We start from the raw sequence: 15,914 nt of genomic DNA, 5'->3' as shown, positions 1-15,914 counted from the left end.
ATGTAAAAAGTGTAATTACATATCGATGAAATACACATAATTTTAACACTTTCTAACAATTTTAGTAGTATTCACCTTACATTTTAAGTGTTTTACAACAAATAATTTCCTACATATGTGAACAAAAATACCTTAGCAGTTATCAAAAACATATTCAGCAACCAACCCCCTGTGAATGAATAACCTAAAATTCAAGCTCTTAACATTTCTGTTTTTCTTGACCGGCATTCTAAGCCAAGTTCAAGCTCAATGCGCCGGTGAAAATGCAACTGTTGAAGTTTGTGAGAAAGACGCTGACGTTGCTAATCGTAATTTTGATTTATTTTCTAGATTAGGTGGCACACCTACTTCTGGTGGTACATGGGCAACCAACAACCCCGAAAATTTTTATGCCCTAAACCAAAATACGGGTATCGTAGACCTTTGGCGAATTAATAATTATGGCACCCATTCTTTTGTTTACACCAATGCGGATTGTAACCAAAGTGCAACGTTAACCATAGTTCTTGGAGGATACCCCGGCGAAGATAATATAGATGGTAGCGCTAATGCGTGTGGTGATGACAGTAGTGTAAACTTACATGGTTTTTTAGGCAGTAATGTAGACGGTAAAGTACAAGATTTTAATGGCTTGTGGGAAGAAGACCCAGCAACTTTTACCGGTCAATTAAATGAAAATTTTTTCAATGCAAGAGAAGCAGGACCCGGAATATACAATTTTACGTATACGGTACCTGATGTAAATGGTTGTTCAGGAAGAACCTCAACAGTAATATTAGAGGTGCATCCACCGCCAAATGCAGGTACGGCTCCCGTTCTAACCTTTTGTGCAGGAGATGATCTATCGGCTTACGCCGCATTTGATCTTAGCGAACATTTAATAGGCGAAGACCCTAACGGTACCTGGACAGAAAATGGAACCAACCAATTAAGTGACCTTAATGATACTATCATTAATATTGAAGAAATATATAACAATTTTGGGTATGGAGATTTTACCTTCAATTACACCGTTTTCCCCAGCCATCCGGTTTGTGAAAAAAGAGTGTCTGAAGTAAGCATAAGAATATTACCAATATTAGATGGCACTATTGCTGCCGATGATATCTGTGTAGGGGAAAGCTATGTTGTTGAACTAGCTTATGACAATACGCTTTTACACAATGGCGATTTTATACTACAGTATCTCGTTAACAATGACGTAGGTGAATCGCCAACAACTTTGATTGACGGCAATGGAAGTTTTGTAATTGACCAAGGTTTGGTGCCTTTAAATGAAGAGGTTTCCTTAGAAGTTATTGGTATAAGAAGTGTAACGCCTCCCCGAGATGTTTGCCCAAGAGTTATAGTACCACCTACCACTTTTTTAGTAACAAGTTCAGATATTACTGCTGAAAATATATGCATACAGACAGAAAATACCATTCAAATTATTGAAATTCTTGATGCAGACGGCAATTTTGCAACTGGCAACTTCTCTACGACGTACGCATTGACAACTCCTGATGGAAGTACCACAAGTTCTCCAACATTTGAGCTTGAATTCACCAATGGTAATGCTTCATTTATAGTGCCTGAGAGTAATTTCACTTTGGACGGGGAATACACTATTAGACCTACTATTTCAGGCATTTATGCAACAAGTTGCCCATTGGTAGATACTTTTACAGTTACCCCTTTACCCAACGCCATTCAACTAGACCTCATTGTAGATAACAGTTGTGATGCAACACAAATAGATGTTTTGGTAGATGCACCTACGCTACCCAATGGTACATATACGATAACCTATGATGTTACCGAATTAGGTTCCAACACCGTACTAACCACGAATACGATCAACTTTACAGGTGGTACTGCCGCCTATCAAATAGACGTTGATGCCTTACCTACCGGTAATTATACCGCAAGTGTACGCAGTATCCAAAACGATACCACCCCTTGCCGATTGGACTTTGAGTTCGAAGAGACCGAAAATTTTTCCCGCGGAGGTGTTCCAGGTGCCCCACAAGCCGTTGCCAACCAGATATTTTGCATTAGCGAATATCCTGATGGAGCTACATTAATAGATATTGAGGTTATAGCAGATGGAGATGTATTGTTCTATGATACCGAAACGGACAATAATATTCTGCCCATTTCCACGGCACTGGTAGATGGTGAAGATTATTATGTGACCAATAGTGATCCACTCACCAATTGCGAAGGTACCGATCGGGTTCAAATTACGGTAAGCTTTAGTAATCCCGATGCCCCAACGGCAAGTACGGTTAATCCGCTTTTTTGTGCGGAAACGAATGCGACCCTTTCCAACATATCTATTGATATTACCGCAGGTAGTTCTATTACTTGGTTTGATGCCGCTACCGGTGGAAGTGAATTAGCAGCATCAACAATTTTGGTTGACAATCAATCTTACTTTGTAGCAACTAACAGTAACGGTTGTAACAGTTCCGATCGTTTAGAAATAATCCCTACAGTGATTACTGTTACCCCAACATCTTTAACTTCAGATATGTTACAGGTCTGTGGACTGGATAATCCGACCTTAACAGACTTAAGATCATTAGAAAATGAAGCCGACTATGAAGTACGTTGGTTTATTACCGAAAACGGCGGTTCGCCACTACAAGATGACGACTTGTTACTAGAAAATACCACGTACTACGCAGAAAATTATGATCCACTTACCGGATGCTCTGCTGCAACAAGGGTTCCAGTTACCATAGGTTTCAGTGATTGTGACCCCGAAAATTATGATTTTTTCATCCCGGACGGATTCTCACCGAATGCCGATGGCAAAAACGATACTTTCTTTATTCCTAATATAGAAACCATATTCCCCAATTTCACATTAGAAATATTGAACAGGTACGGCTCCACATTATTTAAAGGTGATATTTCCAATCCTGCCTGGGATGGTAGCAACGGATCGTCAACAGCACCTAACGGGGTATATTTCTACATTATTAACTATAACAAAGGTAATGCCGCACCTATTCAAGGGCGTCTATACTTAAACAGATAACCCATGCACAAAAAAATTACAAACACAACTTGGGGCATCTGCATAGTTATGCTTCTGTTCTTAATAAAACTGCAAGGTCAACAAGACCCACAGTATACCCAGTACATGTACAACATGAACGTGGTAAACCCTGCATACACCACCAATGAACCAGGAATGCTGAATGTTGGTACGTTATACAGGACCCAATGGGAAAATGCGGTAGGCGCACCACAAACCCTAACCTTCTTTGCCCATGCACCGCTATCCAAAAAAATTGAAATGGGCACCTCTATAATATCAGATGATATAGGAGACGGATCTTTAAAGGAAAACAATATCTATGTAGATTTTGCCTACATTTTGAAACTCGATGAAAAGAGCAATTTAAGCTTAGGATTAAAAGGAGGTATTACCACATTTGAAACCAATTTCAATGGCTTTAGGTTACCAGAAGTACAAGATGATCCAGCATTCAATGAAAACCTTAATAACACCTACCCTAATATTGGCATTGGAGCTTTTTATAATCGTGACAAGTTTTATGCCGGTCTGTCCATACCCAATTTACTGACATCTAAACATATTGAAAATAAAGATGGTATTACACGTTTAGGCGCAGAAGCCATTCATCTTTTTGGAATGGCCGGTTATGTGTTTGACGTAAATTCCAATTTAAAATTAAAACCATCTATTTTAACAAAAATGGTATCCGGCGCACCTGTAACAGCAGATTTTTCGTTCAACGCGCTGTTCAATAACCGTTTAGAAGGAGGAATTTCTTATAGAACAGATGACTCGGTAAGTGCCATGTTCAATATTTCCATAATACCCTCACTACGTATAGGTTATGCTTATGACTATACCTTATCAAATTTAGGGGCATTCAATAATGGCTCACATGAAATATTTGTATTGTTCAACTTAGACCTTTGGGGACTTAAAAAGGGCTATGATAAATCTCCTAGATTCTACTAATATGAAAAAAATACAATTATACCTCATCATTTGTATCGGCATTTTTCAAACAGCTTGGTCTCAACAAGACTTAAAACGTGCCAATGATCTGTTTACCAAAGCCCACTACGCAGATGCCATTTCCTTGTACGAAGCTGCACTGCCCAATAATAAAAATAGTGAGGTTATTAAAAATTTGGCAGATAGCTACTACCATACCTTTGACCTTAAGGCTGCGGCACGTTGGTACCGTTACTTAATTTCAAATTATGGTGATAAGGTTAACGAACAGTATTATTTTAAGCTGAGCCAGTCATTGAAGGCTATTGGCGAATATGAAGAAGCAAATAATGTTCTGACCGATTTTTACACCAAAGAAAGCAAGCTAGAACATCTAGATAAGTTAAAACAAGATATTGCGTATCTAGAAAATGTAAGTGCCATTGGTGATCGCTTTGCCATTGAAAACAGTAATTTCAATACTACGACCTCAGAATTTGGGGCTATGCAAATCGGCAATGCTATTTGGTATACCGCAACACAGAAAAAAAACAATCAAAAAACCTATAGGTGGAATAATCAAAATTATTTGGATATCTACACCCATGCCATTGACAAGGAACATTTAGGGGATAGTATTAGTATAAGTTTATCCAATACGATAAATACCAAATTACATGAAGGATCTTTTACTGTCACTCCTGATGGAAAAACCATGTACTTTACCCGCAACAATTATAAGAATGGAAAACGAAAAACAGATGATGAAAAGGTTTCAAATTTAAAGATCTACAGTGCTCAATTATTGGACGGGGAATGGAAAAATATTACTGAATTACCTTTTAACAGTGATGACTTTTCAAATGAACACCCTGCTATTAATAAAGAAGGTTCCAAGTTATATTTCTCTTCGGACAGACCTGGCGGTTATGGTTCTTTTGATATTTACGTAGTGAATCTGCAGGATGATAATTCCTTTAGCACACCAGTTAATTTAGGCAGTATTATTAATACGGATAAGAAAGAACAGTTTCCCTTTATTGCCAGTGATGGCACCCTCTACTTTTCATCTAACGGACACCCGGGTTTTGGGCTTTTAGATGTATTTGTATCAACAAACGAAAAGGGTATTTTTCAAAAACCTGACAACTTAGGCTTACCCGTAAATAGTGGTTATGATGATTTTGCATATGTTTTGAACAGTGATGGCAATTCTGGCTATTTTGCGAGCAATAGACCCACAGGTAAAGGAAGCGATGACATCTATAGTTTTAAAGAAACCAAAGAATTAAAGATAGCCGACTGCCAGCAATTTATTACGGGCATTATAACCGACCGCACTACCCTACAGCCTTTAATGGATGTTACCGTTGATTTATTGGATAGCGAAAATCAGATCATTGAATCCCGCATTACAGCAGAGGACGGTGCGTTCAAATTCAATATTGACTGTGAGGCCATGTATACCGTAAAAGCTTCGAAAGCTGAATATGAAGGTAATTCAAAAAATATTCGTAGTTCAAAGAAAAGAAATGCCGAACATGATGCATCAATGGATCTTTACTCCGTTCATGAAAAGCAAAAGGCAGCCGCTTTGGCTTTGCAAAAGAAACAAGAAGCTGAAAAATTACGTGCGGAACAATTAGCAATCAAAAAATTAGAAGATGAGAAAAAAGCCCAGTTAATGGCAGAAAAACAAGCCAAGGAAGAAGCTGAACGCTTGGAGCAAGAGAGAATCATTGAAAAAGCAAAAACAGAAAAAGCCTTGGTGAAGAAAATTGAAGATGCCATAAAGACCGAAGAAGCATTGGTCAAAGAAACCGACCGAACAATTATAAAAACAGAAGAAATTCATTTTGATTATAGTCTTTGGTATTTAAGAAGAGAATCTAGAGAACGCTTACAGACGGTGATTGAAGTAATGAAAGAAAACCCAGGCATTATAATTGAAATTGGCACACATACAGATATTAGGGGAAATAGCACATACAATAAAGACCTATCTCAAAAACGCGCAGATTCTGCAAGGGATTATTTAGTTAAAAATGGTATTGCATCTGCCAGGATAGTATCTAAAGGTTACGGCGAATCAAAACCCATTGTGGTTTGCGCCACTGAAAGCGCGTGCTCAGAAGAAGATCATGAATGGAACAGAAGATGCGAATTTGTGGTTATAGGATGGGACTATACCCAATAGTCTTAATTAAAATCTGATCCAATTTTTCAATTCCAACATTTACAATTGAAATTGATTCATGTATCTTTAAGTGCTTAAAACTTAAATTATGAATCTAAACCTTGCAGATATCAAACCTGTAGAAATAATGCCAGGATTTCATGGTAAATTAATCCATACAGACCAAATAAGCATGGCATTTTGGGAGGTTAAAAAAGGAGCCGAAGTAACCAGTCATTCTCATATGAACGAGCAAATTATGCATGTTATGGAAGGTGAATTTCAGTTTACATTAGAGGGCGACACAAAAGTCTACCACCCTGGCGATATTGTAATAATACCCCCAAATAAACTCCACAGTGGCAAGGCATTGACAAACTGTAAATTAATGGATATTTTTTGCCCTACAAGAGAAGAATATCGTTGATAATCCACTCATTTTTGAATTCCAATGAACATATCCCTAAAACATAAAAAAGCTTTAGTTGGTGGTAGCAGTGCCGGTATTGGCAAAGCTATTGCACAACAGTTGGCAGCTAGCGGCGCGAGTGTTACCTTAATGTCTCACAGCGAAGAAAAATTACACCACATAGTTACACAACTACCTACAGACCAAGGACAACAGCACCAATATCTTGCGGTAGATTTCAATAATTTTAAAGATTACAAAAAAGTAATTAGCACTTATTTTGAGAACAATACGGTTGATATATTGGTAAACAATACCCAAGGACCTGCCGCCGGAAGTGCTACCGAAAAAAATATTGACGATTACCAAAGTGCCTTTGACCTATTATTCAAAACCGTGGTTTATACAACGGAATTGGCTTTGAAATCAATGAGGAGCAATAATTGGGGGCGGGTTATCAATGTGGCTTCAGTTTCTGTAAAAGAACCTTTGGCATACCTGGCATTGTCCAACTCCATAAGAGCAGCGGTTGTCACTTGGGCAAAAACCTTGGCTACAGATGTTGGCAAACATCATATTACGGTAAATAGTGTATTAACAGGATACTTCAACACCAACCGGATTGCACAGTTAAACGCTAAAAAAGCGGAGCAGCTTGGTATTGATCAAAGTGAAGTTCTTAAAGAAATGGAATCAAGGGTAGCCGTAAAACGAATTGGAGATCCAGAAGAATATGGTTATCTGGTAGCATTTTTAGCATCTAATGAGGCGGCATATATTACCGGTACCAATATCCCTATTGATGGCGGACTTTTAAAATCCCTGTAAATATTACATGAGTAGCATTTAGAAAATGCTCACCTAAAACATCATCCTTGTTAGCATAGCTATTTTCTTTAAAACACCTCACCCATATTGTAGCACATTAAAAAACCTTATCTTCCTACTAGGTAATACGTATTGTGACCTCTAAATACATACATTAAATTAAGCAAATAGATGAAGAAAATAGTACTTACAATGTTCGCCCTTACTCTCATATTTTCTTGCAAAACAAATCAAGAAAATAAAGAACGACAGCAACCGGATGGCGAAAGACCAACTTCTTCTCAGTTAATTTCAGAAATGGATGCCGATAAAGATGGAAAATTATCTATGGATGAAGTTAAAGGACCAATTGCCAATGACTTTGAAAACATAGACAGTGATAGCGATAATTTCATCTCGCTTGAAGAACTTGACAAAGCAGAAAAAACCCGAGAGAATAGACCTCCTAGGCAAGAAGAAAGCAATGCTGATTTATCAAATGAAATTGAAACTTCCGCAAAGGTAGTACCTGTTAACACAAATTATTTTATAACCGAAAATATTATTGGCGAAATTCAAGAGAAAACAGTGGAACTTAATGGTATTGAAACCTTATGCTATATCATTAAAACCCACTCTCAGGCAACGGAGCATCAAATGGGTCCCTGGTGCCCAAGGCATATAAGCGATGGAATGGAGAAAGCTGGAATTTGGTTCAAAGATGATAAAGTTTACGATGTATCAGGACACTTTATTGCCAATCTAGACGAATTTTATAGTGATGACAAATGGTTGCTTTACAGAGAGGACGGCACAATAAAAGTTACTGAAACTGAAGAAGCTTGCTTAGCCGCCGCCAAACCAGAAGTAGATGAAGATTACCACAACTATTGTGTGGAGTGCTTACCGGAGTACTTTAAAGACCAAGTGACAACTTTTGTTATACCCGCAACACCAACTTATTTAAAATCGGTTCAAAATTTTGGTCGAGGAGGAATAGGAATAGCTTTTAACGGCGTAAACTATGATCCACCTGCGCCTACTCACGCTATATTGGCAGCACATACCATTGCACCTCTAGATGATCATGGCGGGCATGTAAATCCGCATGGCGGTTACCACTATCATGCCGTCACGGGATCAACTAAGGAAGTTGAACAAACAGATATTCACGCACCCCTGTTGGGTTATGCAATTGACGGTTTCGGTATTTATGCGCTAGAGGATGAAAACGGAAATAAGCCTAGCGATTTGGATGAATGCGGCGGACATTTTGATGATATTAGAGGGTATCATTATCATGCAGGTGAACCAGGTGGAAATCAAATTATAAAATGCCTACACGGATTACCAGGATATACAGAAATAAAAGAATAATAGTTTGGATTAGATTTCAGTTGTAGCATTTAATTTTTAGCGCAAAGAAATTTAATTACTTTAGTAATCGTGGTTTTACATATCCTCTTAGAATAAACTTTAAGAATTGAAGAAAGTACACGTAAAAAAAGGAACAGTTCTACAGCGTAAAGGAGATTTAAGCTCCAAAGTATACCTAGTTGAGAGCGGTTTACTACGCAGCTACACTATTGATGGTAAAGGAAAAGAGCATATTTACATGTTTGGACCAGAGAATTGGATAGTAGCGGACAATTGTCAACTAAATGAACCTTGCCAACTATTTATAGATGCCATTGAAAACTCAATAATCAACATAACCACCAAAGAAGAGTTACTAAAATCAAGTCCCGATTTAAAAGCTTTGGCTAAACGATTAAGGGTAATGCAAAATAGAATTATCATGTTAATGAGTTCCAATGCAAAAGAAAGATATGAGCATTTTATTACAACCTATCCAAATGTTACACAAAGAGTTCCTTTAAAAATGATCGCCTCATACTTAGGAATTACACCTGAAGCTTTAAGTCGTGTTAGGCATCAACTTTCCCAAAAAAACGGCTAATATAATTTCTTGATGTACATCAATGCATAGGCTATTAAAACCTATGACATTTGCTGAAAACCAATACAGAAATTAAAATGACCCAACAAAAGAACAACAAGGCATTGAATATAGGATTATGGATTGCCCAAGGATTATTAGCTGTTATGTTTATAATGGCAGGTGTTATGAAAGCCACCCAGCCAATAGAAGAATTAGCTGTATCACTACCATGGGTTGCCTCATCACCCGTAAGTCTAATTCGTTTTATTGGTATAAGTGAACTCCTAGGTGGATTAGGGTTATTGATTCCCGGTATTTTTCGTTTTAAACCATTTCTAACTATTTGGGCAGCTTTAGGTTTGGCTATAATTATGGTTTTAGCTGCTATATTTCACGCATCTAAAGGTGAATATTCTGCTATAATCACAAACATCTTAATCATGGGCATTGCCTTATTCATAGCTTGGGGCAGAAGTAAAAAAGCTCCCATACTGTCAAAATAAATACATGTACCATATTTGCTTAGATCACAGAAGCAGATTTAAATGAATGGTCATATTGCTATTATAAAGAACTACAAAATACAGGTTATTACTTTTAGATAATAACCTGTATTTCCCTTTTTGTATACTTTCATTTCATCATAAAAAAGAACTACCTAAATTCCCATCTAAAATTCACTACTTTTAAAATAGGCTATGCTATTAAACCTATTATATGAATGAAATCAGAGATTTTATTGATAAGATTTCTAAAATGAACAATACTGACTGGGCTTTTTTTTCTTCTAAACTAAAAAAAATCAAGTATAGCAAAAACACAAAGATTTTAGAATTGGGAAAAATAGAAAGGCATTTATATTTTATTACTAAAGGAATTATTCGCCTCTATATACCTAAAGAAGATGCTGATATCACCTTTGGTTTTTCGTTTGAAAATGAGTTCGTTACAGGTTATGATTCACTTTTAACAGAAACACCATCAGCATATGAAATAGAAACTTTGACGGAAACGGAAATGTGGCAAATTAATAACATGGATTTACAAGAAGTCTATGCGCATACATCTGTTGGCAATATTATAGGTAGAAAAATGGCAGAAAACATGTATTTGATAAAGTCTAAAGGAGAACTTTCCCTTTTAAGCAAAACAGCAGAAGAGCGTTATTTGGATTTATTTAATGAAAGACCAAATCTGCTGCAACACATACCTTTAAAATATATAGCTTCCTATATTGGTGTTACTCCGCAAGCACTGAGCAGAATAAGAAAACGTATTACTTAACCTAGGTTCATTAATTCCAAATACGCTTTCATGACCTTTGTGTTTTAATAAATATAAAGAATCATGAAACCACTACTTGTTCTTCTAATAGGTTTTGCCATTACATTAGTTGCGATTAAAATCATTACAAAAACTTATGACTATAAACTAGCAGCTAGAATTGCTATGAGCTTAATGCTCCTATTTACGGCAATTGGTCATTTTGTCTTTACTAAAGGGATGACCATTATGATGCCGGAAATTATCCCCTACAAAGAATTGATCGTGTATGCCACGGGTTTTGTTGAGATTTCACTTGCCATAGGAATATTAATACCCAAGTATTCTTCATTAGGTGCGTGGGTATTGATTATATTTTTCATTGTAATATTACCGGTCAATATTTATGCAGCTATGCACAATATCAACTATCAAAATGGAACTTTTGATGGTCACGGTCTTTCATATTTATGGTTTAGAATTCCGCTACAAATTCTGTTTATTTCTTGGACATACTGTAGTACAATTAGATTTTAAATAATGGTGTTGTATTAATGCAGTTCTAGCTAAAATCCCTTTTATAAAACTTTAAATACCACAAACAAAATCAACGATAGCGAAAGCTGTAGCATATTTACTAATTTAGAATGACCATTTTATTTCAACCAACATTTCAAAGAAGCTAAATGAATATGCACAATTTATACCACCACCCTATTCTTTCCCTATTCATCATGATCTTTATGGGCATGTTTGGTAATCAAACTTTAAAGAACGAAGACCTAGTAACATCGTTTATTGAGGCTAGAAATAATTATGATGTTGAAAAGGTGAACACTTTGATCCACGATCATTATTATGAACTTTTTATGGATGGAAGTAAAGAAATAGAAAGTAAAGAACAATTGATGGACATAATTTTATGGGGCAAAGAACTTGATTCGCATATATCATTATTGGACATTAGCGTTAACAAGGACACAATTATCACCATTGAAGAGAACACCAATTTTCTTGACGTGGCACTACAGAGGAAACCTAGAAAATTCAAAATTACCTATAGCTTTTTAAATGGTAAAATAAAGAATCAAAGTATTGATACTTTGAGCGGGCATCAAAGTATCATAAAATTTAATGCTGTCAAATACCAAGAATTCATAGCTTATTGCCAACAGCATAATCTAACGTACCATGGGAAATCTTTAAACAAAGAATTTGGGGTACAATTAAGAAAAGTACTTGAACAGTATAAAAGCGTAAATCAAAATAAACCGTGAATTAGTTACAGAAGGATCAAATACAGGAAAGCAGCAAGCAAACAGCCAATTAACGGACCTACTATTGGCACCCAAGCATAGCCCCAATCACTACTACCCTTAATGGGTAACAACGAATGAACAATACGTGGTCCAAGATCTCTAGCAGGGTTTATGGCATAACCTGTAGTACCACCTAGGGACAAACCTATAACCCAAACCAAAAAAGCAACGGGCAGCGCTCCTATAGAGCCCAATCCGATAATTGCCCGTGAGTCTACATCACTAATAATATCTAATTCAGGACCCGCAAAATAGAATATTACAAATACCAGAACAAAAGTTCCGATCACCTCACTAATTAAATTGGAAAAAGTATTTTTAATAGCTGGTCCCGTACTAAAACAAGCCAACTTACCACCTTCATCATCTGTAATTTTAAAATGATCTTTATAAAACACCCAAACCAAAAACGCCCCCAACATGGCGCCGATCAGTTCTCCTGCTAAATATTCAGGAACAAGGTCCCATGATACTTTGCCGGCTACGGCCAAAGCAATGGTTACCGCGGGGTTTAAGTGCGCCCCACTATATGGACCTGCAACAACAACACCAACAAACACGGCCAGTGCCCAACCCGTGGTAATAACTATCCAACCAGAGCCATTGCCTTTAGTACCGTTCAAAACCACATTCGCTACCACTCCGTTACCTAAAAGAATAAGTAACATAGTGCCTATAATTTCCGCTATTAAAATTGACATATCTAAAAAGTTGGTTAATGGTCAGTTTTTATTCTTCAATCCAATGTTGTGCGCATTTTACAGCTTTGTTCCAGTAATAGAGCATATTCTCTATTTTCTCTTTTGGAGCTTCTGGAAAAAACTCTTTATCAATGCTCCATTGCGATTGTATATCGTCTATACTGTCCCAATACCCAACGGCCAAACCTGCAAGGTACGCTGCACCCATTGCCGTTGTCTCTAAAGTTTTTGGTCTAATAATTTTAAACCCGAACAAATCTGATTGTATCTGCATTAATAGGTTACTGGCACTTGCCCCACCATCTACACGAAGTTCAACACTTTCCTCACCTGAATCTGCCTCCATGGCCTTTACGATATCATAAACTTGAAATGCAATACCTTCAATGGTTGCACGTGCAATATGTGCATCTGTTGTACCCCTTGTAATTCCCATCATGGCTCCTCTGGCATATTGGTCCCAGTGTGGAGCACCCAATCCAGTTAAGGCCGGCACAAAATACACTCCACCGTTATCTTCAACCGTTTCTGCCAAATGATTGATTCCAGGTGCAGTTTTAACCATTTTAGCACCGTCTCTTAACCATTGTATTGCAGCCCCACCAACAAAAACACTCCCTTCTAGGGCATATGTAATTTCTCCGTTAATCTTCCAACCTATGGTAGTAAGTAAATTATTTTTAGAGTACACCGCTTTATCACCAGTATTCATCAACAAAAAGCAGCCTGTACCATAGGTATTTTTTACCATACCCGGTTTAGTACACATTTGACCGAACAAAGCTGCCTGCTGATCGCCCGCAATACCTGCTATAGGAATTTTAGTTGAGAACAATGTTGTAGCCGTTGTTCCATAAACCTCACTACTTTGTTTCACTTCGGGCAGTACTGATTTGGGAATGTTCAAAAGGGTAAGAAGTTCTTGATCCCACTCTAACGTATGAATATTGAACAACATGGTTCTACTTGCGTTAGAGACATCTGTAATGAACATTTTACCTCTGGTCAACTTCCAAATCAACCAAGTATCTACAGTACCAAAACAGAGTTTTCCTGCTTCAGCTTTTTCCCTAGCACCCTCTACATTGTCAAGAATCCATTTAATTTTTGTTGCCGAAAAATAAGCATCAATGACCAGACCTGTTTTCTTTTTAATTAAATCTACATGACCATTATCCTTAAGTTCATCGCAATACTTGGCAGTTCTTCTATCTTGCCAAACAATGGCATTATAAATTGGTTCACTGGTTTCACGATCCCAAACTACAACTGTTTCTCGTTGATTGGTAATTCCTATTGCAGCTATGTTATCACCGGTGATACCCTGTTTTGCAATTACCTCCGCCGCTACAGATATTTGTGAGGACCAAATTTCATTAGGATCATGTTCAACCCATCCTGGTTTTGGAAAGATCTGCTCAAATGGTTTTTGAGAAACCTTTACAATTTCACCGGCATGATTAAACAAAATGGCACGTGAAGAAGTTGTACCCTGATCTAATGCTAAAATTAATTTGGTATTCATTGAGTTGTTGATTTTAAGTTAATTCAATTGTAAGTTGACATCAATTGAATAGTTATTTTAAATAATATAGTTGGAAGTTACCTTCTTGTAATCTTCTACTTGCTTGGCTTGCCATTCGGAGTCTTTACCTAGTTCGCTTGCCATAATTTCCGCCACTCTTGGGGCCATCCTAACACTTTCCTTTGCATCCAATAACTGGCAACGGGTTCTACGGGCAAGAAAATCTTCTACATTAAGAGCCATTTCATTTTGAACGGCCCACACAACCTGTCCTTCTATTACACCTAATGAATTGCTAAGAGTAGCGTTCCACCCCTTTTCCTTGGAAAGTTTTAACAAAGGTTCTTCATCACTACCATAAAAGTATAGGGGGTTATTTAAGTCTACATCTTTTTTATAACCATGAATTTTAAGGTTTTTGGTTTTAGTAGCAATATGTTTCCATTGCTGGTTCCTTTCCGCTTTATCAACCAAATCTTCGCCCATTTTTCTAAATGTGGTCCATTTTCCGCCAACAATGGTCAACAGACCGGAATCTGATGAAAAGATTTTATGGCTGCGCGAAATCTCTTTTGTTTTATTTCCATCCTCACTTGGAGCCGCTAACGGTCTTAACCCCGCAAAAACACTTAAGACATCGCTTCGTTTTGGGGCTTTTGTCAAATACCTGGTTGCAGTGTTTAAAATAAATCCTATTTCATCTTCTAAAGCTATAGGTTCCAAAGATTCTTTTTTAACGGGAGTATCGGTAGTACCAACAATGACCTTATTATGCCAAGGCACTAAGAACAACACTCTACCATCATCTGTTTTAGGAATAGTAATGGCATCGTCACCAGGTAAAAAAGACTTATCCAACATGAGATGAACACCCTGGCTTGGAGCAATTGTTTTTTTAGACCCAGGAGCATCCATTTGCAACACATCATCAGCAAATACCCCAGTAGCGTTCACCACCTGTTTTCCCTTGATTTCAAAAGATTCTTTGCCTTCCTCATCAAAGACCTTAACTCCGGTAACTTTACCGTTGGCATCTTTCAACAAACCTTCAACAGCACAATAATTAGCCACAACAGCGCCTAATTCCACAGCACTTTGCAAGGTATTGACCGCCAAACGAGAGTCGTCAAACTGACCATCATAATATAGCACACCTGCCGATATTTTATCAGGATTTATTAAAGAGATTCGCTCTAAGGTCTTTGTTTTGGATAAACGTTTAGACCTGCCAAGACTTAATCTACCCGCTAACAAATCATAGAATGTTAAGCCAATAGTATATAGAATTTCATCATATAGGCCATGTGTTGGTATCACAAAAGATTGGGTTTTGGTTATGTGAGGGGCATTTTTTAACAAAAGACCTCTTTCAACAACCGCCTCCCGCACCAAGCCTATGTTTCCTTGAGCCAAATATCGCACTCCGCCATGCACCAATTTTGTTGCTTTACTGGATGTTGATTTAGTAAAATCCGATTTCTCCAACAAAGCGACCGAGTACCCTCTAGCCGATGCCTCTAATGCTATTCCAATTCCCGTAGCACCGCCACCAATTATAATAAAATCATAAGTATTAGGCGTAACCTTCAACTTACTAATCATTTCTTTTCTTTTCACAAAATTTCCTTTTGTTACGTTTTATATCAAAATTGACGCTAAAAATACAATAAATAGAAACAATTCAAAATAAAATATTATTTAAATATTACTAGAAACGGCATAAAACAACTCATTTAAACAATTATGAAGTATAAAAATTACGAACTATTCAATTATTTCTTGATTCAGACAATACAAGTATAGACTCT

14 protein-coding genes are annotated in these 15,914 nt (G+C 37.2%); 11 read left to right on the top strand and 3 right to left on the bottom strand.

Annotation, left to right across the window (positions count from 1 at the left end):
* Positions 1-175 precede the first annotated feature (175 nt).
* From B2Z27_RS06080 to B2Z27_RS06030, 11 genes are all read left to right on the top strand, one after another.
* The gene (locus tag B2Z27_RS06080; protein WP_286812947.1) at positions 176-3,028 is read left to right on the top strand and encodes a gliding motility-associated C-terminal domain-containing protein; all 2,853 of its coding nucleotides are present in this window, start codon (positions 176-178) and stop codon (positions 3,026-3,028) included.
* Positions 3,029-3,031: 3 nt separating this feature from the next.
* On the top strand, positions 3,032-3,985 hold the full coding sequence (locus B2Z27_RS06075) for a PorP/SprF family type IX secretion system membrane protein (protein ID WP_286812946.1): 954 nt from the start codon (positions 3,032-3,034) through the stop codon (positions 3,983-3,985).
* A 1-nt stretch (position 3,986) separates the two neighbouring features.
* Entirely contained in the window at positions 3,987-6,161 is a 2,175-nt protein-coding gene (locus B2Z27_RS06070; protein ID WP_286812945.1) for an OmpA family protein, read from the top strand.
* Between the two features lie 88 nt (positions 6,162-6,249).
* A complete protein-coding gene (locus tag B2Z27_RS06065; protein ID WP_286812944.1) occupies positions 6,250-6,567 on the top strand; it encodes a cupin domain-containing protein in 318 nt (105 codons plus the stop codon).
* Between the two features lie 24 nt (positions 6,568-6,591).
* Positions 6,592-7,377 (top strand): SDR family oxidoreductase, encoded by a 786-nt coding sequence (locus B2Z27_RS06060; RefSeq protein WP_286812943.1) that lies wholly within the window; start codon positions 6,592-6,594, stop codon positions 7,375-7,377.
* Positions 7,378-7,548: 171 nt separating this feature from the next.
* Positions 7,549-8,733 carry a YHYH protein gene (locus B2Z27_RS06055; protein ID WP_286812942.1) on the top strand — a complete coding sequence of 395 codons (1,185 nt, stop codon included), beginning with the start codon at positions 7,549-7,551 and terminating at the stop codon, positions 8,731-8,733.
* 106 nt (positions 8,734-8,839) lie between these two features.
* Positions 8,840-9,316: a Crp/Fnr family transcriptional regulator gene (locus B2Z27_RS06050; protein ID WP_058103854.1), complete on the top strand. Its 477-nt coding sequence runs from the start codon at positions 8,840-8,842 to the stop codon at positions 9,314-9,316.
* A 50-nt stretch (positions 9,317-9,366) separates the two neighbouring features.
* Complete coding sequence (locus B2Z27_RS06045) at positions 9,367-9,801, top strand: DoxX family protein (protein WP_201796619.1); 435 nt, start codon at positions 9,367-9,369, stop codon at positions 9,799-9,801.
* A 214-nt stretch (positions 9,802-10,015) separates the two neighbouring features.
* The gene (locus B2Z27_RS06040; protein WP_286812941.1) at positions 10,016-10,582 is read left to right on the top strand and encodes a Crp/Fnr family transcriptional regulator; all 567 of its coding nucleotides are present in this window, start codon (positions 10,016-10,018) and stop codon (positions 10,580-10,582) included.
* Positions 10,583-10,645: 63 nt separating this feature from the next.
* On the top strand, positions 10,646-11,098 hold the full coding sequence (locus B2Z27_RS06035; protein ID WP_286812940.1) for a DoxX family protein: 453 nt from the start codon (positions 10,646-10,648) through the stop codon (positions 11,096-11,098).
* Positions 11,099-11,247: 149 nt separating this feature from the next.
* Positions 11,248-11,838 carry a hypothetical protein gene (locus tag B2Z27_RS06030; protein WP_286812939.1) on the top strand — a complete coding sequence of 197 codons (591 nt, stop codon included), beginning with the start codon at positions 11,248-11,250 and terminating at the stop codon, positions 11,836-11,838.
* Positions 11,839-11,843: 5 nt separating this feature from the next.
* Here the strand turns inward: B2Z27_RS06030 and B2Z27_RS06025 are convergent, their stop codons facing one another.
* The 3 genes from B2Z27_RS06025 to B2Z27_RS06015 are packed head-to-tail and all read right to left on the bottom strand — an operon-like array spanning position 11,844 to position 15,708.
* Positions 11,844-12,581 carry an MIP/aquaporin family protein gene (locus B2Z27_RS06025; protein WP_286812938.1) on the bottom strand — a complete coding sequence of 246 codons (738 nt, stop codon included), beginning with the start codon at positions 12,579-12,581 and terminating at the stop codon, positions 11,844-11,846.
* A 28-nt stretch (positions 12,582-12,609) separates the two neighbouring features.
* The gene (gene glpK / locus B2Z27_RS06020; protein ID WP_058103860.1) at positions 12,610-14,106 is read right to left on the bottom strand and encodes a glycerol kinase GlpK; all 1,497 of its coding nucleotides are present in this window, start codon (positions 14,104-14,106) and stop codon (positions 12,610-12,612) included.
* Positions 14,107-14,163: 57 nt separating this feature from the next.
* Positions 14,164-15,708 carry a glycerol-3-phosphate dehydrogenase/oxidase gene (locus B2Z27_RS06015; RefSeq protein WP_286812936.1) on the bottom strand — a complete coding sequence of 515 codons (1,545 nt, stop codon included), beginning with the start codon at positions 15,706-15,708 and terminating at the stop codon, positions 14,164-14,166.
* Positions 15,709-15,914: the final 206 nt, after the last annotated feature.

It is taken from the genome of Maribacter sp. UBA3344, assembly GCF_002362375.1.
GTDB classification, from domain to species: Bacteria; Bacteroidota; Bacteroidia; order Flavobacteriales; family Flavobacteriaceae; genus Maribacter; species Maribacter dokdonensis.
The sequence above is the reverse complement of the archived record's forward strand: the minus strand, read 5'-3'. Positions and strand labels throughout refer to the sequence as shown.

Bases quoted from the DNA above. Each gene is read 5' to 3' on its own strand.
- B2Z27_RS06035 (WP_286812940.1), top strand. From the start codon at position 10,646: ATGAAACCACTACTTGTTCTTCTAATAGGTTTTGCCATTACATTAGTT.
- B2Z27_RS06055 (WP_286812942.1), top strand. From the start codon at position 7,549: ATGAAGAAAATAGTACTTACAATGTTCGCCCTTACTCTCATATTTTCT.
- B2Z27_RS06075 (WP_286812946.1), top strand. From the start codon at position 3,032: ATGCACAAAAAAATTACAAACACAACTTGGGGCATCTGCATAGTTATG.
- B2Z27_RS06070 (WP_286812945.1), top strand. From the start codon at position 3,987: ATGAAAAAAATACAATTATACCTCATCATTTGTATCGGCATTTTTCAA.
- glpK (WP_058103860.1), bottom strand. From the start codon at position 14,106: ATGAATACCAAATTAATTTTAGCATTAGATCAGGGTACAACTTCTTCA.
- B2Z27_RS06060 (WP_286812943.1), top strand. From the start codon at position 6,592: ATGAACATATCCCTAAAACATAAAAAAGCTTTAGTTGGTGGTAGCAGT.
- B2Z27_RS06025 (WP_286812938.1), bottom strand. From the start codon at position 12,581: ATGTCAATTTTAATAGCGGAAATTATAGGCACTATGTTACTTATTCTT.
- B2Z27_RS06015 (WP_286812936.1), bottom strand. From the start codon at position 15,708: ATGATTAGTAAGTTGAAGGTTACGCCTAATACTTATGATTTTATTATA.
- B2Z27_RS06030 (WP_286812939.1), top strand. From the start codon at position 11,248: ATGAATATGCACAATTTATACCACCACCCTATTCTTTCCCTATTCATC.
- B2Z27_RS06080 (WP_286812947.1), top strand. From the start codon at position 176: ATGAATAACCTAAAATTCAAGCTCTTAACATTTCTGTTTTTCTTGACC.
- B2Z27_RS06040 (WP_286812941.1), top strand. From the start codon at position 10,016: ATGAATGAAATCAGAGATTTTATTGATAAGATTTCTAAAATGAACAAT.
- B2Z27_RS06065 (WP_286812944.1), top strand. From the start codon at position 6,250: ATGAATCTAAACCTTGCAGATATCAAACCTGTAGAAATAATGCCAGGA.